This window comes from Bacillus sp. THAF10, assembly GCF_009363695.1.
Classification (GTDB): Bacteria; Bacillota; Bacilli; order Bacillales; family Bacillaceae_I; genus Sutcliffiella_A.
The window spans coordinates 2,438,566-2,458,762 of sequence record NZ_CP045403.1; the positions used below are offsets into that span (position 1 = coordinate 2,438,566).

Sequence of the window (20,197 nt, forward strand, 5' to 3'; positions counted from 1 at the left end):
TCTTGTCAGATTTGACGAGAAGTCCTAAAAAAGGTTACACACCTAGCCTTATTTTTGTCGAAAAGCTTTTCCGCCAACCTTTTCGATAACACCAGGAAACAGCTGATACAGCGTGCTCGCCATGTTCATCCAGCCGGGCAGGTTAATCTCACGTTTTTTCGTAAACATGGCATCGGCAATTTTGGAAGCAACGAATTCCGGCTCCAGCATCCATTTATCTACCTTTTTCTGATAGCTACCAGTGGAGTCTGCAATTTGGAAAAACTCTGTCCGGATTGGTCCAGGGTTTATGGAGGTTACCTGGATATTCGAATCATGAAGCTCCATGCGCATACTGTTTGTAAAGCCTAGAACGGCATGCTTGGTGGCGGCATACACACTGGATTTTGGTGTGGCAATTTTTCCAGCCTGAGACGCGACATTGATGATATGACCGCTGTTTTGCTTTAGCATCGCAGGTAGTACCATTTTCGTGCACGAGATTAGGCCGTACACATTTACCTCAAACATGCCACTCATGTCATCTAATGATAAATCAATAACATCATCAAATTTTCCATAGCCGGCGTTATTCACGAGCACATCGACAGTTGGAATTTCCTTCAACAGCAATTGGAAGGTCCGTTCAATGTCAGCATTATTGCGGACGTCCAGCTGATAAAACCGCACCTTTATTCCGTATTCTTTTTCAATATCAGAGGCAACCTGTGCTAATTTATCTAAAGAGCGAGCTAAAAGTATTGGTATTGCGCCGCGTTTGGCCACCTCAAAAGCAAGCGCTTTTCCAATACCGCCAGACGCGCCTGTAATCACAATATGTTTACCATTTAACTTAGTCATTCTTCTCTCACCCCTGCTTGATAGACAAAAGGTGTAGTGTCATTATCCTCTGTAATTAAGCCTTTGTCTAAAAGGTAGTCTAGCTGTCCGATGGTTTCAGACAGTGTTAAAAGGAGTTGCTTTTCATAGACGGACTTGAAAAGGAACTGACAAATTTCATAGGCAGTGCTTGGCTGTTTTGACACAAACTCCACCACTTTACGTGCTCTCTTTTCTTGCTGGAGCATGCGTGTTGAAAGAAGTGCTGGGACATCCCCCACGATTTCTCCGTGCCCTGGAAGCACTCGAGTAATCGGTAACTCCATCATTTTTTCAATGGATTGGACGTACTCAAGCATCGCCTTCTTTCGTTCTGCCTCACCAGGATAAGGTGGTTCTACGAGCGGATTTGGCGAGATATCGGCAAGAATTAAATCTCCGCCGATCAGTATGCCGCTTTTTTCATCAAAAAGCACGATATGGCTGCTGGCGTGACCAGGGGTTTCAATAATACGCCAATTCGGAAGACCCTCTATTCGGTCTCCCTCCCCAATAAACGCAGTTAATCCACGGTGACAGGCAAAGCGTAGTGGTTTATCTATGGAATTCAATAGAGGATAGAAACGCTCCTCCACACCGATTTCTTTAAAGAGCTTTTTGTAATACGACTCGTGTGCGGAAAAATATCGCTGATCTTGCGTCATCCAAAGGTGTGCACGTTTATGTCCATAAACAGGAATGTTGACTGGTAAGTAGTCCAAAAGCCCAACATGATCTGGGTGATGATGCGTAATAACAACTTGATCAATATCCAAGACCTTCAACCCGTGCTTTTGCAGCTCCTGTTGGAACACTTCCCATGCATGATGTGTTTTCACACCAGCATCCACCAGTGTTATTTTGTCGGTAATAATGATATACGTATGTACGTCCCCAACCGCAAATGGCGTCGGGATAGTAATTTGCTTTATCTCTTGCTTACAAGAAACCTCGTTCATCGTAATCCCCTTTTATGTAAGAAATGTGCAATAAAATTATAACGAAATAATAGATATTAAAATTATATGTAACTCCATCTACTATTAGAATGCACTAATTAAAGAAAAAAAGAAACCCTTATTCCTCAATAACTATAAAATTTATCCAGTTGTATTTTAGTGAAATAACGTCTTATCAAAAAAGCTTTTATGTTAATGGCTTTGTCCAACACCGCTGTTGATTTTCTCCAATGGCTATGCGTCCTGAGGGGCGATGTGGAGCCTCCTCGGCTTCACTTGTTGGGTCTCCACCTTGTCGCTTTATTCCCGCGAGAGTCTCCACCATGCTACCATCACCAACTAGATACCTCCATTCATCATCTTCCATCTCTACCATCTAATTTCCATTAATCCGCCCATTTTTACACTATGACATTTTTCCCCTTGACTTTCTCATCCTTTCCGTTGCATAATGATAAAAATTAAAAATGAGAACGTGACGAATGGGACCAGTAAAAAGCGTTAGAATGAAAGAGATGGAAGCTCACCGGCTGGAAGGCTTCCTCATCCCCTGCACTTTTGAACCTACCCAGGAACAATCAGGAAAACCTGATCGTCTCTCCCACGATACGGGATTGAGAGCTGGGTTGAATTTTCAACCAACCAAGGTGGTACCGCGGATTAAGACCTATCCGTCCTTACATATAGGACAGATAGGTCTTTTTATTTGGCTCTTTTCTAAAAGATTGTTATTTTTCCAATCATTATGAAGAAAAGTTGCCACATGTATAAAACTCCCTCTAAGAAAAAAAGCATGACAGCAACGTAAATTACGTGCGGCTTAACTATACGCAGTAGCACCAAAGTTTTCAAAAACAGCTTATTATTTTAAAAAAGGAGCGTGCACAAAAATGAAAATAGCATTTATTGGCGCAGGATCGATGGCAGAGGCAATTATGAGCGGATTATTAAAGAAAGAAATTTGTACACCAGGTAGCATCGTTGTAACCAATAAACAAGACCAGGCACGCCTCAAGCAATTAAAAGAGAAATATGGAATTCAAACAACCGAAAATAAACAAGAAACGACAAAAAAGGCAGATGTCATTTTTCTCGCAATGAAACCAAAAGATGCTAAGGACGGAATCCAGGCGATCAAAGAATATGTACAAGAGGATCAATTGATTGTTTCGGTGCTCGCAGGCATTTCAAGCAGTGTGATTGAGGATTTGTTTGAAAAAAACTTGCGAGTGATCCGCTCGATGCCAAACACATCAGCAGCCATCGGGCTTTCTGCAACCGCGATAGCTAAAGGACGCTATGCAAACGAGGAGGATCTCACCCTCGTGCAATCCCTTTTTTCTGCGATTGGACTTTGCACGATTGTGGAAGAGAACCAGCTTCATGCAGTAACCGGAGTATCTGGAAGCGGTCCTGCTTATGTATATTTCGTGGCAGAAGCAATGGAGAGAGCAGCGCTTGCTCAAGGACTTGATCGAGAGGTTGCTAAGCAGCTGGTAAGTCAAACGCTGATTGGAGCGGCTCATATGCTGCAGGAATCCAACAAAAACGCTGACGTTTTGCGAAAAGAGGTTACTAGCCCTGGTGGCACCACGCATCGTGGGATTGGCGTCCTAAAAGAGCTTCACGTTTCTGAAGCGTTTGAAACCTGCATCGCCGGCGCAACGGAACGCTCCCGCGAAATGGGCGAAGAAATGGCGGAGAGGTTAAAGGAAAAGACTTCTAAATAACGTGTCAAACATCAGCCAAAATAAAACAGCACTTGGAACATGAACCTATGACCAAGTGCTGTTGTGAATTAATTTAAACTCCCACCAGCATTCAGGTAGCGAGCATTAAATTCTTGAACAAATTGATTGGTTATTGCTGCATCGTGAATGATTAACATGTTTTCATCGTTCACGTCATTTCCATTGTTACTCCAGTTGGTTGACCCTACTACTACAGTTGGATCGCTTGTTGTATCTGCGTCAATAATCATGGTTTTGCTGTGAAGCTTTCGGTCCTCATTACCTTGATACACTGGTGCTGGGTTTGCCCAACGCGTGTTAGGATTATCTGTACTTGTCTGACTAGCTGTTCTTCCTGTCATATCTATACTAGCACTCCACCATTGATTCCAGAAGCCAGGGTCAAACAATCCTTTCACATCAAATCCGGTAAGCGTTCCTTCTAAGTCATTGTAAGAGCCTTCATATTTGTTTTTTAACTCATCCACAAGTCCTTGGTCACTCCAAGCAAAGATGGTGAAGAAGGCGTTCATGTCCGCTTCATTTTTCACTAACGCTCTCATCCGGCCTAATGCATCGTCTCCAGTAGAAAAATAAACTTCTACTGTTTTTCCACCAACATTAAATAAGTGTTGTGTGTTGTCTGTCTTTCCTGTTCCAAAATTCGAGACGATAGGATCCGGTATCAATGTGTTACTTCCCCACATTTCATTGAACTCTGTTTCATATGCAGTTGCAACTTCAGGTGCATGAAGTTCTACTACATGCTGCTGATTTCCACCTAACACACCATTTGCCATGTTTTCTTCTGATCCATAAAGACCAGTGATGGTGAAATTCCAACTACCAGTGAATACCCACTTATCATCTACTACCGCAAACTTATTGTGCATTTGTACACCAGGAGAGTAATAATTCCCATCAGTCTTTTGTTCGCCATCAACAAACAAATATCCGGTATAGTCTGTGCTTCCGATTGTGTAAGTTCCATATTTAAAATCATCTGGAGTAGAAGGCAATCCGTGCTCTGCTCTTAATGTCGTATCCTCCACAGCTAACATGGGGGAATCAGAAAAAACGTGAATATCGTCATTCGTACCAACAATACTATCTTTTCCTCGCACCATTTCCTCTATATATAATCTCATGGTGGTAAAGCGCTCTGCATAATGAGGGTCTGTAGCATCCTTCGCATCCGCAATCACACGCACATCAATTCCCTCTGCTGCTTTATTGATTAAAGTATCAACCACTCGAGGTAAGTTAATTTCATAAGTAGCAAAGTCAATACTTGTAGTGGCTTGATTTAATCTTTCAATTAAACGGTCTTCAAGATTAACGTTATAGTTAGCCTGATTTCCCGTTGTCGCATAATCAGTCAAAGCACATTTATTAAAATAAACATTGATAGCAAATAATTCACTTGATACATTGTTTAAATGTTCAGTAGTATCCCCACAAATGTTACCGCCGGTTGTCCCACCATTAGAACCACCACTAGTATAGCTATTTGCAGGCGTACCATATCCACCGTCATAAGTGTCAGTAGCTGTTTTCCAACTTCCAGCAACTGTTCCTGAACCATTCGCGTCTACTCTTTCCATCGTAGCCTTGGAAGTATTATCACCACCATACCAAGCATCAACTGAATCAACTAAAACACCATTAGCATCCCGCAACTCCAGACTTTCACCTTCATTTCCAAGTGAACCGCTGTAAATAATATCAGCAGCTACCCCTGCTACAGAATGATCATCTGTCTTTTCTAATAGAAAGAATCCATTAGCAGGAATTTGCCCGTTTAATACAATAGAGGGTGAACCATCTTGAGCGTTTAATGACCATCCTGTTATGTCCATGCTTTTTGTTGTGTTGTTATGTAGCTCTATCCATTCATCTGTGTAACTGTATGACGTTCCCATCCAAGCAACTTCGTTAATTACCACACTATTGTTGGTGGTCGCATGCACTTTCTCTTCCGTTTCATTAACAGGAACAAAAATAGAGAGTACAAGAGCAAACACCAATGATAGATTTACATACTTTTTCATTCTTCCATCTCCTGACTAGAATTTAATCAAAATTACTATACTAGTATATCGGAGTTTAAAAGATTTTTTTGTTAACTTATTATTATTTATCTGTAAATTTAATAAAATCGCTAAATTCAGTTGAATATTGACGAGTAGTATGGAGGCAAAATAAAAACCACCTATCAACTTCTGGATATACTTGAAAATTAATACAGAGAAAAGGCAGCCTGTATGTCAGACTGCCTTTTCCATATGGAAGAAAATACTCAAAAAATTATATTTCCGTTCCAAAAAGAGAAGATTCATTTTTCATCGCGTTTGTTAATTTCTCTCTTAAAGTTACTAACCATTCCGGTTCATTTTCCCACTTTTCTGCTACAGACCTTAAAATACGAATATACCCATATAAGTTGGCAAAACGTCTACAAGCTGGTAATAAAGAGAGCATATCATCTGAAATTTCATATTCCGTACGATATCCGTCCATAAAGCATTGTTTTTTCTTCTGAAACACTTCAGCTGGAATACAATCTTGCAAACTATCTAGTGCTTGCTCGATATCCATTACATACCAATGATACATAGCATCGTCAAGATCAATGACGTTACAAGATTGAGAATGTTCATCATAGAACACATTGTCAAATTCAAAGTCATAATGGATCAAACCAAAATTCCTTTTTGTGATAGGAATAGAGGCAAAATAACGTTGAAGTAATTTTGTTTCCTTTAACGCCTCTGTTTCATTTGGGAAATCACTTAAAACATGTTGAATCCAACTTAACACATCCTGGTACGACCAACGCTTGTATGTCACAGGTTCATACTCACTAGATAGCTGGTGAAGTTTCCCTAATGCTTTCCCATATATAAAGATGATGTTATCCGATAAATCTGTTTGGTTTAGTTGCACACCTGCTACACGCTTAAAGGCTGAAGCATAGTATTCGCCCCACGGAGTCTGTGCTTCAACAAGTTCCTCTCCATTTTGTGAGACAACCGTTTCTAGTACTCCATACCGATGAGAATTAAGGTAAGATATAAACTCAAGCTCTGCTAAAATATTCTCTTTCGTCTTTTCTGATTTAGGAGAGAACCTTAATATTTGTACTTTACCCTGCGCTTTAAAAGGGTAAATGGCATTAGAAGATATTCTATAGTACTTAAATAACTCAAAAGATTCTTGATCATACTCCCAGTTCTCCATTAACATTTCAGCCAACGCTGCATTATCAAATAGATGTTTCAATTTCAACAAACACAGACCACTCCTTCTATACAATTACAGAAATTTTGGGTGTTGCACCAAAGGTCAACACTCGTTGTTGCATGTTCCCCTAAACCAATTAATCTACTAAAGTAAATTCTTCTGTTTACCTCCCCTAGAATTGGAAAATAACAACTGAAAAGAAATTATTGAAAAAAACCAAACAAAAAACCACAGGGTTATACTAAAACCCTGTGGCTCCAATTGTTTCATTTTTAACAAAAAGCCTGTGCTTTTCATTGCCGAAACTCTACAAATGTCAAATCAACTAATATTGATTAATTTAATCCGCATGAGTGAGAGGCAATAAAATTAATTCCCAAGGTTATCTTCATGAAATTTGTCATTGCGTAATCTCACTCCCTTCCGTAATAATAAGAAAATTATACCAATAAAAATCCAAACATTCAATCTATTAATTTACTTTTTAACATGCCTATTTGAAAAAAGCTTGTAGACCTGCCTAGTAACTAGACGTAGTCTACAAGCTGAAAATATCTAATATCAATTGTATGGATGAGTTAGATGTTTTTTAAAACATCCACTACTCTTCTCGGCTCCACACGTTTTGTGTAGTCAGAGTCAACCTCTGCAAAGATGATTTTACCTGTCTGATCAATGACAAATGTAGCCGGCTTAGGTAGTTCCCAATCATCGTTTCCATTATGTCCAGGAACGCTTAAACCAAACTCCTTATATGTTTCAATTAAATAATCGGGCATTTTAAATACCAAATTAAATTGTTCAGCAACATTATTGCTTTCATCACTAAGAACAGTGAATTCCAACTCATTTTTTTCCTTGGTAGATAAGCTGGCATCAGGTGTTTGAGGGCTGATGGCAATCAATTCCCCACCAGCGTTTTTGATGGAATCTAATTCTTTTTGATAGGCTTTTAACTCAAGGTTACAGTAAGGGCACCAGCCACCTCGGTAAAATGTCAGAATTACCGGTCCTTTTGAAAGCTCTTCAGTAATGGACACCATTTTTCCTGATGCGTCAGGAAGATTAAACTCTGGTACCTTGTCTCCCTCTTTTAGTCCCTGGGCAAGTCCTGATTCCTCTAATTCCTTTGTTGCTTGCGCCATCAACTTCTGCTTTTCCTCGGGAGCCTTTTGTTTAAATACATCCTTATAGGTTTTAATTTCTTCAAGTAATGTTGACATCCAATACCTCCTAATTCTTTATAAAGTATACCTTAACAAAAAATTTCTCAATATGCTTCTATTTTGCTTTTATCCCTCCATCACAATTAAAGACCCCTGGCTACTGCAATTTTTGGGATTCAAAATAAAAAAATGACGCTTATCCGTATTAGGAAAGCGCCTTGGTGTTGATGATTTTTTATTAACATCTATAAACCTAGCTTTGAAATAAACATTAAAGTGAGCCTGAAGCTTGGCTGACCAAGGACACTAGGTGCTGGGAATCAACTTTATCTCCTGCATACAGCTTTAGTGTTTTTCTCTCAGGCGGACCATCAAACTTACCCTCAGGAAGATTCAGCTCGGTGGCATTAAAGATCGTAAAACTAACTGCATTTTTCGATGTGGAAATAACAGCTGCGTATTTTCCGTTTTTCAAAAAATGAGGTTTTTTATACTGAATTCGTTCTTGGACATCTGGTATAGCTTGGTGAACGACCTCACGTAAGGTGGAAGAAAGCTCTTCCTGCCATGGCTCTTTTAAGGCTTCAATAAAATCAGTTACTTCCTGATTCATTTTACATACTCTCCTTTTAGTATATCTTCATTTTTTAAGTGTATCATTACGACGAATAGACATTGATAAAATTGACAGAGTAGAAATTTTTTTAGATATTTTTTAACATGTGGAGATGGTCCACTAAATCGGCCTCCATGACCAGAGTTTTCGAGTCATGTAGAAAACCATCATCTTCTGAGAGCATTCGAATCTCGATTTTACAATCGACTCGGCCCTTTGGAACCGGCATTCGTAGAGCCAAATGGAACGCTTCATCTAATGAGTGGACATCTACCAGGATAAATTCCGCTACCATCTCATGTACAAATGGAAAGGGACCGACCAGTATTTCCGGCTTTTCACTATCTGATGAATACATTATCCTTATCCCCGTTGAGCTTGGAAGGAGCTCCTCTGCAGAAATGAGAACTCCTTCGCTGGCCAAAGCTTTCTTGTAGGCAAACATGGCATCGAGGTGTTCCCTGCTGTTGCTTACTCCTGATTCCGAATACTCTGTTGCCTTGACAATAAACATACATCGCACTATTTTTTTACCTCCTTTATCAATAGAGGGCAATTGTAGCTACTAATTTTTCCTCTCACCATAACAACGATTGAGCAACCATGTTATCGACAATTGGGTAAAAAAATTATTCCGATGTGCTAGATTCACATTCAGCCACCCTATTTAGTAAAAGTTCCCGTTCACGCTCATTCCGAGTCATAGACGCAGCACGTTCAAATTCTATACGTGCTTCTTCCATTCTTCCCAGCTTCATAAGAAGATCCCCACGAACACTTGGTAAAAGATGATATCCCTTTAAGGAAGATTCAGCACAGAGCTCGTCTATAATCTCAAGCCCAATGGACGGACCAAAAGCCATGGATACAGCAACTGCCCGATTTAATTCGACAATTGGGGATGGAGTAACTCTCGCTAGCGCTTCATATAGGGCTGCAATACGGATCCAATCGGTCTCTTTAGCGGAAGGCGCCTGGGCATGGCAGGCAGAAATAGCAGCTTGCAGGGAGTAAGGCCCGAGAGGTCGCCCAAGCTTCTTGCTTCTCTCGAGTGCCGTTAATCCACGACGAATTAACAAATAATCCCATTTGGCTCGGTTCTGATCCATCAGAAGAACCGGTTCTCCCTTTGAGTTAACCCGAGATTTAAAACGCGAAGATTGAATCTCCATAAGGGCGACTAGTCCGTGCACCTCAGGCTCATAAGGGGCAATCTCGGCGAGTACACGCCCGAGTCTTAACGCTTCCTGACAAAGTAACGGCCGGACCCATTGATACCCAGAGGTTGCCGAATATCCTTCGTTGAACATAAGGTAGATCACCTCTAGTACAGCAAAAAGGCGAGCTTTGAGTTCTTCTCCTGTCGGAACTTCAAAAGGTACCTCTTTTTCCCTAAGGGTTCTCTTGGCGCGGACTATTCGCTGGGCAATTGTTGTTTCAGCAGTAAGAAAGGAACGGGCAATTTCATCGGTTGTAAGCCCACATAATAAACGAAGCGTAAGAGCTACTCTCGCTTCCTGAGTTAACACCGGATGGCAGGTCATAAAAATCAGACGAAGGAGATCATCACCAATCTCCTCGTCTAAAGAAAGCTCTAAGTTATCCTCTGTATATAAATCTGTATTGCAAGCTACTTCTGAATACTTCTGATCACGCAGCTTAGTCCTGCGAATAAGATCAATGGCACGTCGCTTCGCCGTAGTCATAAGCCAAGCCCCTGGATTGTCAGGAATTCCGATTTGTGGCCATTTTTCAAGGGCAATGACGAAAGCATCGTGGGCAATATCCTCTGCGACACCAACATCCCGTACTATTCTAGTTAACCCAGCGATAAGCTTTGCAGACTCTATTCGCCATATTGCATTGATGGTTCGATGTGTATTTGACATACTCACCCTTGCTTCTGCTCCTTAACTTGTTTGCGAAGAGCTGTCTCTTTCGCCAACAATTCGTCATTATTCGTTAATTCTTCCATCTCAAAAACCTGTCTCAACTCAATTTCGCCCTGGCCAAAACCATGAGGGTCTGGCATACGAAGTGCCCATTCCATGGCTTCTTCTCTTGATTTGACTTCTATCAATGTATATCCAGCAATCAATTCTTTTGCTTCTGTAAAAGGACCATCCAATATCTTAGGCTTTCCACCAGGTTCTGGATAAGAAATCCTGATTCCATTTGAGCTAGACATTAGTCCATCAGCTGCTAGCAATACCCCTGCCTTTACCAATTCCTCATTATACTTCTGCATAGCATCAAATTGCTCTTGACTTGGTAATACCCCTGCCTCTGAATCAGTTGTAGCTTTGACAATCATCATAAATCTCATATTGCATACCTCCTATATTTTAGAGAATTTTAAACCTGAAGACAGAGTGTAAGTCCGCTTCTATACATACAACGAATGAAACAAGACTAAATCGACAGCAACATCATTTTTCTCCCTATTAACTTTCGGCGGCAGTCATGAAAATTCCTTTAGGTCGTAAGTGGTGTGTCACGCGAATAGTAGGTCAATAGACTACTAAAATTCATCCTTATTGGCCACAATAAAAAAAGCGCTAATCCTTGTTCTAGGTTTGCGCATTTTAGGTTTGTAATAATATTTATTTTTTCATTTCCATTTTTCTATCACTCTAACAGCATCCTCTACACTTGTTACCCCTGCTATTACGATAGGAAGGTTATATTCCTTTTTTGCTTTAAGAGCCTCCTCTAAATTAACTTCAGGGACAATGACATGGGAATGACCGTCTTTGGCTGCGGTAATTACCTTTTCTCGTACTAGCCCAACCCTTAAAACATTTCCTTTTTTATCAATTGCACCTGTTACTGCAATAGGGTGGGAATTATCCCATCCGTGATCTTTTGCCAAAGAAGAAAGGACTAATGCTAATCCAGAACTTGCTCCCCTAATGTCATCTCTAGCTAAATAATCATTGATTTCTGAATTAGATCCTTTTATTAAAATCTTTAAATTTTCCCCCATCTTCACATTTTGATTTTTCACGATATGAAGAAACTCAAAGATGGAATTGTTTTTAGTGATGTAACGATTAAAGTTATCAATGGTAAGGACCTGGAATAAGTCTGATTCATTTTTCATAAAGATTTTCCCATTTTCATTTAACTGCACCTCTAGAACACTAATAACATAGATACCTGAATTCTTAACAGCTTCTTCTGTCGGAACGTACAAAAAGTTTACTGTCTTCGTTCTATCCAAAAAAAATAGGGGGGATTCATACAAAAATAATAAAAACATAAAAACACTAGAAATCATGAATACTCGAAAAACAGGTCGAACAATCGTTGCCAAACCCATGAAAATAACATTTAAAAATAATAGAATGATAAGAAGTAGTACATATGTGATGCCACTTAGAAAATCAAACAGATACAAATATAAAAAGCTAAGAAATAAATAACATGTACCTAGGAAAGGCACTAAAAAAAGGTTTTTCCCATCTTCCATTTCCCCATCTCCCCACTACATTTCAACCAGACCCTTAATTCCAATTATTTCATAATATATAAATTTCTACAATAAATTATTGTTTAATTTTAACAATCGCAAAATAAGCGCTAATCCTTATTCGAGGATTGCGCTTTATGGTTAGTGAAGCACTATTCTTGTTTCAATTTTCATTGGATTCAACAACTGCTCTTATTTCTCTAGCTATTAACCCCCATGCCTCATTCGCACTTTCCTTTGGACCGAGATGTGTAAACGCATGATAACAGTCTTGGAATAACTTAACTTGAACATTTACCCCTGCTGCATTTAATTTTTCTGCATATCGTTCTGCTTCTGGTTTAAAAGCGTCATACTCCGCGATGAGAATGAGAGCAGGAGCTAAATGGCCAAATATCTCAGCATGAACAGGCGATGCTAATGGATGCTCGGCCTGTTCTTTTTCAGGTACATAACACATGTTAATAAAATTTGCGACTTGCGGATAACGTGCACGCCATTTATCCGGCTCTGGCTTATCTGCATGCGAGGTCACAAAATCTAGCATAGGGCAGGATAGCACTTGGAGTAGTGGTTGGTTTTCCCCTTTTTCTTCAAGGTAAAGACATAAGGCCGCTGCAATATTGGCACCTGAACTTTGCCCGCCGACCATGATTTTCTCCTTATCAATACTCAATTCATCCGCTCTATTTTTTAACCATTGAAGAACTTCATAGCCCTGTTCAATTGGTTTTGGAAAAGGATACTCCGGTGCTTTTCCATAATCGACATTTACAACCACACATTCTGCTTGATTGGCAAGGAAGCGGCAATAAGGATCATCCATCTCCTTTTCGTTCATAATAAATGCTCCACCATGGAAATTGATGTAGACAGGGAACTTTTTCGTTTTTGCCTCCAAAGGATAATATAATGATATTTTTGTTCGTTGAATGGTAGTTTCCACTATCATATCTTTTTTCATTTTTACTTGCTGCAGAGGTATCATGGGTGTTTTTTTTGCTTTATTAGGCAAGAGACGCAGTAATTTAGCAATCATGGTCTTGAATCGCACCATAAATTTCACCTCACTTTTTAAAGATTGGAGTAGAGGAAAAAAGAGACTAGTTAAGTTAATCCCCTTTACTTTAAGGGATTAAAACTACCTTGCCTAATTTCCCTGCTTTTTTAAAATACGTTTGAGCTTCTCTCGCTTCTTCTAGTGGAAAAGTGCAATCGATTACTGGCTTGATTTTCCCTTCAGAAATGGCTTGAAGCATCCGTTTAAATTCTTCCCTTGTGCCTAAAACAGAGCCATAGAAGGTAATATGTTTTAAGTACAAGGTTCTAAAATCGAGTTCTGTCTTCTGTCCACCAGCTGATCCGGATATACAGAATTTCCCTCCCTTTTTTAGCACTTCTAAGGAGGTTGAGAACAATGCGTCCCCTACAACATCTAGAACAGAGTCAACAGGACCACCATTCACTTCTATTATTTCTGCAGCAAGATTACTGGATTTATAAGACAATACATGTGCTGCTCCTAATTCCTTTAATTTCTCTTCCAACTCTAAGTCACCAACTATCGCAATGACCTTGGCTCCAAAGACCTTAGCAGCAATTTGAACATTTAGTGATCCAACACCACCATTTGCCCCCGTTACCATAATAGTTTCCCCAGCTTTTACTCTAATCTGTTCTACCATGTGCCAAGCGGTCAATCCACTTACAGAAAAAACAGCACTTTCTACATAGTCACTAAGTGGCATTTCATAACATAGGTGAGCCGGCCACACCACATATTCCGCATACCCACCATCAAATTCTGACCCAATAAAAGACATATCCTCGGAAATATGTTCGAATCCTTCTTCTCCACTTGATTTAAAAGGAAACAGAACAACATCCTTTTGAAGCATAGACGCATCCACGCCCCTCCCTACTTTTTCAACGATACCCGTAATATCAGAACCTGGAATCCGTGGAAATTGTACACCCTCTGGTCGCCAACCTGACTTAGAATCCGTGCCGTAAGCTCCTTCCCTCATCCATATTTCAGTATTATTTATCGCGCAAGCCTTTACTTTAATTAGCACTTCATTTTCTTTCGGTTCTGGAGTGTCTCTATGTACAAGCTCTAATTTATCTACATCTCCATAACCTGTTACTTCTACAGCTTTCATACATTCTTCACCTCTCGTAATGGAAATCTTATTACCAGATTATAAGAAAAGTGATTTTACAACTACCAAATTCCGTTGTAAAATCACTTTTCACTTTTACAATTATGTTACCCATTTAGGAACCACCACTATACCATATCCAACATACTCTACGGACTGAGAACCAATTTGTTTTTTGACATAATCTTATATCCTTAACAAATTTTTTTTGTTACATTCTGATAAAATCATACCTTAAAAATAACTTCGACTTCCCCTCAAAATCCTCCTGCCTTGTACTCCATTAAATGGCATATAAAAAAATGAGCACTCATCCATGTTGCAGGATAGTGCCCTTTTAGTTTATATAGGTTCCTCACATTATTGGTTTCCTCGATTAGGGTAGAAAAACTCATAAGTTATTGTTTTTTCGTCTCTTGTTATGGTGACTACCTCATTTCCATCTCTTGAGACAAAGGTATCAGATTCTTTTGAAGTAGCTTCTTTCTTCCAATTCCCTTGATCCTCTTCAAGTTTTCCTAAATATGCATTAAAAGACTCGAAAGTAGCACCTTCCCAGTGATACACTTCCTTGCCTGGAGATATAGAAATGGGCTCCAAGCCGACAGGAAACAACAAGTTTCCATAACCATGAGTAACATAGAGTTGTTGGTTATATCTATATGGATCTTTTCCATTGAATTTCAAGGTAGAAATGGCGGTAAAAATTTCTGCATACTCAAGCTTAGGATAATCAAAAGTAAAATGAATCGTATTTTGGTCCGAGAGTGAAATAAAGAAGTGGTATCGTATGGCAACATCCATTGTTTTTACATGCTCAATATACATAGAGATCTGATAAGGAAAATGTTCTAGCTTTTCATTTGTATACATTGGTATGCTTTTAATAATATTATTCATCTCTTCATTTGTAACTTGCTGAACAGTTCCAACCTGCATCGGATTATCTTCACGATATAATGACAAGCCATTGTGTGATTCTTTATTGTATACATCTTTTAAATCCCAACTAAATTGGATCTCTTCACTTAACGTTTCTTTTGAGGAATTTCGTTGACCGCTTTCTGACAGTGTCAACAATAGGAAGCCTCCGAAAATAACAAAGAGCAAACAAGTAGCCAACATGCTTTTCCATAGAAAATAACTTTTGCTAGAAGTATTGCTGGTAGAATTTTGGATGGAATCTAATATTCTAGTTCTTATTGTTTCTTTTTGATAACTGGTTGACTTTATTTGTTTAAGAAGTTTCCACTGATCATCATGATAATTTTCACTCAACATGAACACCTCCTTTTAACCTATTAATCTTTTTTAGCGACTGCATTGCTCTTGATAATGTTTTGCGAACCTTTACCTCGGACCAGTCAAGAATCTCTGCAATTTCCTTTGTTGTGCATTCCTCCACCTTTTTCAAAATAATAATTAATCGATAGTTAGGCTTTAATTGTTGAATATCTTTCCATAGTTGAGCTACCGTTTCTTTGTTTACGATATGCTGTTCTATATTGAAGGACGATGGAATCTCCTTATCAAACGTAATTACCGAAAACAATCTTCTGCGCTTTCTTTTACGAATTTCATCTATCACCAGATGTTTTCCAATACTGAACAGCCACGTTTTTACGTTAGAACGGTTATCAAATCGATCATACGCAATATGCGCACGGACAAAAGTGTCATGAACCAAATCCTCACAGCATTGCTTGTCACCAATCATAAACAAAATAAAACGATAAATGTCATCATAATACAGTTCGTACCACTCCATTACGAGAAGTTCCCTATCCTTCTCCAACCTCTACCTCACCTACTTCCCTCTTTCTAACTAATCAGTCGAACGCAAAGCAAAATTGTGACATCTTTTACTTTATTATTTTTCATTAGTGTTTTATTTGAATCACTTTTATCTTCAACTGATATTTTTTCTTTTCATTTAAAAATCACCATTTAGATAACCCTATCTATAGGTGTCACAACTTTAATAAACTCAAAAAGAGCGCTGATCTTATTACAGATTAGCGCTCGAATGGAAAACCTAGCAAGAACCATTTGTTTTGTTAATTACGTATTATAGAGTGATTATGTTCAATCCTTAATCTAAAATGATTCATTATTCTCATTTGTTCCTCCGTTAACTTCTCTTTATTCCAGTACATATGCATGAGGCTGTATTCAAATACTTCCTTTAATTTTATGAATAGCGGAAGTTTGTCTAGCATCTCTGGAGATATATCATTTTCCTCTTGATACCCCTCGACAATTGCTTTAATAATAGAACGGCCATAGTCATCAATGTTGCCGTTGCCTACAAACGAATACTCCATCGCACTATAGATTGGTACAGCTAAATCAAATATATAAAAATGTTTCTCACAATCTTGAAAATCAACCATAGTAAATTTAAAGTCACTATCTACCAACACATTTTCTAACCATAAATCACCGTGTAACAAGCCATAGGTTGATTGACTTTGGGGCAGATTTTTTATAGTAGATAAAATCTCCTGCGCAATTTCTCTAATCGTGCTTTCTTCTTTAGGGATATATTTAAGAAAATCATACTCCTCATTTTCATGCCAATCCTTGATATATCTAATCGTCGCATCATTTTCATAGTTTTTTGATAAACGATGTAATCTACCAATTTGCCGACCTAATTCTTTTAACACATTGGCATTCCATTGAGTTCTTGGTAAATGTTTACCAGGAGCAGCTTTGTATAATACAGTTAAGTATTCCTGGTCAAGTCTTATACTTTCTACTAGTTTACCGTTCAAGGAAGATATCGTCGGTGATACGCCAAATCCTTCATTATATAAGAAATTAGTATAAGTAACTTCTTCTAACTGTTCCTCATATGTTTTATAGTTCGTTATTCTAGCAAAGAAGATACCTTGAACTGCCAAACACCGATACATTTCATTTGTTACTGGTTCAATATTAGTAAACTCTATTGGATAGATGTTGTTAAGTAATTCTAGTATTTTTTGTTCCATCATTCTATTTCCCCCGTCTGTATAAATCCTTTATATATAACCTTTGACTAAGAAGGTGTATGCAATTTTTTCGGACTCACTCATGTACAATACTAACATAAATATCCAATATTGGTTGAAAGACTAATTCTAATATTTGACCAAAAAAAAGCGCCAATCCTTAATCTAGGATTGCGCTTGTCAGATTTATCATTCGTTATTTTTCATTATACAGATGTACTTTTGCGAAACTCCCACTTCTCCAGAGCTTTTTCAAGCGTAGAGTATATAGTGATATGGGAGAAATCAAGACCAAGATGAATGGCCGTCTGAGCCACTTCAGGACGAACGCCTGTCATAATACTTTTCACCCCAATTAGCTCTAAAGCGGTGACGACGGTGAACAGCTGATTCGCTACCATTGTATCCACAATAGGTACACCGGATAAATCGATCACTAGACACTCGACATTCTTTTGCTGACACTGTTTGAGGCTTGATTCCATAATGACTACTGCTCTTTGTGTATCTATGCTTCCTATCAATGGCAGAACACCGATGTCATTCGTCAGTTTAATAATAGGGGAGCTTAACTCTGATATCATTTCTTGATGAGCCAAGAGTGTTGATTTATGATAAGCGGTATAGGTTGCTACAAATACCTCAATAACGTGATCAAACGCATAATGGAAACGGTTAGACCATGTTAAAAGCTTCTCAGAAGTAATGGAGTTGGTAGGTTCTGAAGCGAATTCATTAATTTTATTCCAGTAAATCTGGCGGAATACTTTAAACTGGGGAAGAATTTCGTTCAATTCCGTATTGGTGGAAACTCTATCTTTCGCAACATCAGAAGCCCACTGTTTAATAGCATCATAGATTGAATCCGTATCAGGATTGATAAAAATTTGGGCTATAGTTATAATAAATTTCTTATTTTGCTGACGCAGCTTCTCTCCAATGGTAGGTATAGTACTAGAATAAATACTGCCTTCCTTCGCTTTTTTCGACTGAAACCATGCAGCGGTCAATGCATCCGTATTATTTACAATAAAATCATGTAAAGCTACGTTCTTTTCCATAAAAAGCCCCTTAAATTATTTATTTTTTACCGTTAACACTCTGTATTATAACGCTTCTTGCCAGAAAGAACATCCTTTATACCTTTTACTTAATATCGTTGATTAAGTGAAAGGCTTTAAAAGTCTTCCTCAAAAGCTCCAGTTAGTTGAGTCATTCTTATTTAAGTATTTTGCTTATTTGTTTCTTCTAAGAAATTAGAAAATCACTTGCTATATCGTCTTTATTCAATCAAAACGTCACCACAAAAGCAATTATTCAACTCTTGTGCCATTTTCATAGGTAACAAAAATTTCAAATAAGGGCAGCAATTCCATTACTGTTTTTACTGGTTTATATAACCAAGAACCTTCTTCAAATAATTTATAGTTCTCATAACAAAAATCATGATACTTCTTTTCTTCTTTACGGATAAAATCAAGTCTAAACAATATTCATCACCCAAAATATTTATTTTCTACATTTATTCTTTATTGAGTAACCTATTACCTTCTTTAAATAAATTGCACCTTACTCAGTTTTATTCAACAATTTGGCCCAAAGATAATAAGAGCGCTGATCCTTGTTACAGGATCGCGCCCGATAGGAAGATACCCAAACTACTCCAATTTTTCTTATTTAAACAATTCTATTATTCTATTCATCCAAATTGTCAAATAGAACATTTTATTAAAAAAGAGAATTAACCCAATCGCTATCATTAATATTCCACCTAGTTTCAAGAAACCTGAAGAATACTTTGTTAGCAGTTTCACTTTAGAAATAAATAATGCCATTATGATAAATGGGATGCCAAAGCCCAAGGAGAAAGCTGTTATGTTTATAAATGTTTCACTTGGATATAGAACATTAGCATATATTATTGCTCCAAAAATCGGTCCGATGCATGGTGTCCACCCTGCAGCAAAAATCAATCCTACTAGAAATGAATTTAGTAGATTTCCACTCTTTTTTACAAAGGGCAGTCTTTTCTCTTTTAATAAAAACTCCGGCGAAAAAATTCCTATCATAAATAATCCCATTGTAATAATAAAAATAGCTCCTAGCATTCTTAAAAGTTCATTGTACTGGACAAATGCCTTTCCAAAATAACTAGCTGAAAACCCTACTAGATAAAAAACGATTGAAAAACCTAACACAAAGGCAACTGAATGCTTTAATGCTACACTTCTAATTTTTTGTTCATTTTTCTTAAGATCTGAAACTGAAATACCAGTAATATAAGATATGAATGTTGGGTAAAGAGGTAAACAACACGGCGAAAAAAAGGAGATCAATCCACCAGTGAAAGCTAACCATATTGTAATTTCTTCCATACTAACCCCTTTTAGAAACTTAATTAAGTTTCGCTTTAAATTGTTCTAACATCTCGAACGTTAATTCCCCGTAATAACTGTCTACAATCTTTCCATTTGAATCAATAAAGTAGGTGGTAGGTAAATTCATAACTTGATAATGCCTAAAAACACCTTCTGTATCTAGTAAAATCGGAAATGATACATCAAGTTCATTAACAAAATTCTGAACACTTTGCTCGCTAATTTCTTTACTGGTAATATTAACACCCAATACAACAACGTCTTCAGTATATTTTTTATGAAATTTATCCAATTCCGGCATTTCATTTTCACAAGGCTCACACCAAGAAGCCCAAAAATTAAGGATAATCGGTTTTCCTTTATAACTTGAAAGTCTTGTTGGAGTACTATCTAATGTTTGTAATTTAAAATCTATTGCAGATTCACCAGGGCTATGATCAACTACATTACTTTGTTGTTCGGTAAAATGCAGAAAGAAGGCCGTTACAACCAATGAAACAATTATCAAAATACCAAATGTTTTTTTCATTTTTTTCTATCCCATCTTCCTCTGGATATAGCCAATTTCTATTTTTCCTACTATGTGTTATTCAACTAAATAACAGGAACTTAACACT

At 38.0% G+C, this 20,197-nt stretch carries 21 protein-coding genes and 1 pseudogene; 2 read left to right on the plus strand and 20 right to left on the minus strand.

What is annotated here, in order from left to right:
* Positions 1-48: 48 nt before the first annotated feature.
* The 3 genes from FIU87_RS12820 to FIU87_RS12830 all read right to left on the minus strand — a co-directional run bounded on the left by FIU87_RS12820 (position 49) and on the right by FIU87_RS12830 (position 2,193).
* On the minus strand, positions 49-840 hold the full coding sequence (locus FIU87_RS12820; protein ID WP_152444952.1) for an SDR family NAD(P)-dependent oxidoreductase: 792 nt from the start codon (positions 838-840) through the stop codon (positions 49-51).
* Positions 837-1,817 (minus strand): MBL fold metallo-hydrolase, encoded by a 981-nt coding sequence (locus tag FIU87_RS12825; protein ID WP_152444953.1) that lies wholly within the window; start codon positions 1,815-1,817, stop codon positions 837-839. The genes FIU87_RS12820 and FIU87_RS12825 overlap by 4 nt, the downstream gene beginning before the upstream one ends.
* A 187-nt stretch (positions 1,818-2,004) precedes the next feature.
* Complete coding sequence (locus FIU87_RS12830; protein WP_152444954.1) at positions 2,005-2,193, minus strand: hypothetical protein; 189 nt, start codon at positions 2,191-2,193, stop codon at positions 2,005-2,007.
* A 130-nt stretch (positions 2,194-2,323) separates the two neighbouring features.
* Here FIU87_RS12830 and FIU87_RS21255 point away from each other — a divergent pair, with 130 nt between their 5' ends.
* Both FIU87_RS21255 and proC read left to right on the plus strand, forming a co-directional pair.
* Positions 2,324-2,566 (plus strand): hypothetical protein, encoded by a 243-nt coding sequence (locus FIU87_RS21255; protein WP_216647470.1) that lies wholly within the window; start codon positions 2,324-2,326, stop codon positions 2,564-2,566.
* Positions 2,567-2,707: 141 nt separating this feature from the next.
* Positions 2,708-3,547 carry a pyrroline-5-carboxylate reductase gene (gene proC, locus FIU87_RS12835; protein WP_152444955.1) on the plus strand — a complete coding sequence of 280 codons (840 nt, stop codon included), beginning with the start codon at positions 2,708-2,710 and terminating at the stop codon, positions 3,545-3,547.
* Between the two features lie 68 nt (positions 3,548-3,615).
* Here the strand turns inward: proC and FIU87_RS12840 are convergent, their stop codons facing one another.
* From FIU87_RS12840 to FIU87_RS12920, 17 genes and pseudogenes are all read right to left on the minus strand, one after another.
* Positions 3,616-5,598, minus strand: coding sequence for a phospholipase D-like domain-containing protein (locus tag FIU87_RS12840; RefSeq protein WP_152444956.1), 1,983 nt, complete (start codon positions 5,596-5,598; stop codon positions 3,616-3,618).
* Between the two features lie 256 nt (positions 5,599-5,854).
* Positions 5,855-6,838, minus strand: a complete 984-nt coding sequence (locus FIU87_RS12845) for a phosphotransferase enzyme family protein (protein WP_152444957.1) — start codon at positions 6,836-6,838, stop codon at positions 5,855-5,857.
* Positions 6,839-7,368: 530 nt separating this feature from the next.
* Positions 7,369-8,013 carry a peroxiredoxin-like family protein gene (locus tag FIU87_RS12850; RefSeq protein WP_152444958.1) on the minus strand — a complete coding sequence of 215 codons (645 nt, stop codon included), beginning with the start codon at positions 8,011-8,013 and terminating at the stop codon, positions 7,369-7,371.
* A gap of 214 nt (positions 8,014-8,227) precedes the next feature.
* The gene (locus tag FIU87_RS12855) at positions 8,228-8,569 is read right to left on the minus strand and encodes a DUF1801 domain-containing protein (RefSeq protein ID WP_152444959.1); all 342 of its coding nucleotides are present in this window, start codon (positions 8,567-8,569) and stop codon (positions 8,228-8,230) included.
* Positions 8,570-8,660: 91 nt separating this feature from the next.
* A complete protein-coding gene (locus FIU87_RS12860; RefSeq protein WP_253905410.1) occupies positions 8,661-9,086 on the minus strand; it encodes a YciI family protein in 426 nt (141 codons plus the stop codon).
* A 115-nt stretch (positions 9,087-9,201) separates the two neighbouring features.
* Positions 9,202-10,467, minus strand: coding sequence for an RNA polymerase sigma factor (locus tag FIU87_RS12865; RefSeq protein ID WP_152444961.1), 1,266 nt, complete (start codon positions 10,465-10,467; stop codon positions 9,202-9,204).
* The gene (locus FIU87_RS12870) at positions 10,464-10,898 is read right to left on the minus strand and encodes a YciI family protein (protein ID WP_152444962.1); all 435 of its coding nucleotides are present in this window, start codon (positions 10,896-10,898) and stop codon (positions 10,464-10,466) included. Before FIU87_RS12870 ends, FIU87_RS12865 begins: the two co-directional genes overlap by 4 nt.
* A 285-nt stretch (positions 10,899-11,183) precedes the next feature.
* A complete protein-coding gene (locus FIU87_RS12875) occupies positions 11,184-12,044 on the minus strand; it encodes a S16 family serine protease (RefSeq protein WP_152444963.1) in 861 nt (286 codons plus the stop codon).
* A 163-nt stretch (positions 12,045-12,207) separates the two neighbouring features.
* On the minus strand, positions 12,208-13,101 hold the full coding sequence (locus tag FIU87_RS12880; RefSeq protein ID WP_253905411.1) for an alpha/beta hydrolase: 894 nt from the start codon (positions 13,099-13,101) through the stop codon (positions 12,208-12,210).
* 70 nt (positions 13,102-13,171) lie between these two features.
* Positions 13,172-14,206, minus strand: a complete 1,035-nt coding sequence (locus tag FIU87_RS12885; RefSeq protein ID WP_152444964.1) for a zinc-binding dehydrogenase — start codon at positions 14,204-14,206, stop codon at positions 13,172-13,174.
* A 360-nt stretch (positions 14,207-14,566) separates the two neighbouring features.
* On the minus strand, positions 14,567-15,487 hold the full coding sequence (locus tag FIU87_RS12890) for a hypothetical protein (protein WP_152444965.1): 921 nt from the start codon (positions 15,485-15,487) through the stop codon (positions 14,567-14,569).
* On the minus strand, positions 15,477-16,001 hold the full coding sequence (locus FIU87_RS12895; protein WP_152444966.1) for an RNA polymerase sigma factor: 525 nt from the start codon (positions 15,999-16,001) through the stop codon (positions 15,477-15,479). Before FIU87_RS12895 ends, FIU87_RS12890 begins: the two co-directional genes overlap by 11 nt.
* Positions 16,002-16,263: 262 nt before the next feature.
* Positions 16,264-17,202, minus strand: a complete 939-nt coding sequence (locus FIU87_RS12900; protein WP_152446558.1) for a phosphotransferase enzyme family protein — start codon at positions 17,200-17,202, stop codon at positions 16,264-16,266.
* A 206-nt stretch (positions 17,203-17,408) separates the two neighbouring features.
* Positions 17,409-18,263, minus strand: coding sequence for an STAS domain-containing protein (locus tag FIU87_RS12905; protein ID WP_152444967.1), 855 nt, complete (start codon positions 18,261-18,263; stop codon positions 17,409-17,411).
* A 291-nt stretch (positions 18,264-18,554) separates the two neighbouring features.
* A pseudogene (locus FIU87_RS12910) lies at positions 18,555-18,692 on the minus strand (class I SAM-dependent methyltransferase); the annotation flags it as partial.
* A 183-nt stretch (positions 18,693-18,875) separates the two neighbouring features.
* Entirely contained in the window at positions 18,876-19,577 is a 702-nt protein-coding gene (locus FIU87_RS12915) for a cytochrome c biogenesis CcdA family protein (protein WP_152444968.1), read from the minus strand.
* 19 nt (positions 19,578-19,596) lie between these two features.
* The gene (locus FIU87_RS12920; RefSeq protein WP_152444969.1) at positions 19,597-20,109 is read right to left on the minus strand and encodes a TlpA disulfide reductase family protein; all 513 of its coding nucleotides are present in this window, start codon (positions 20,107-20,109) and stop codon (positions 19,597-19,599) included.
* Positions 20,110-20,197 lie beyond the last annotated feature (88 nt).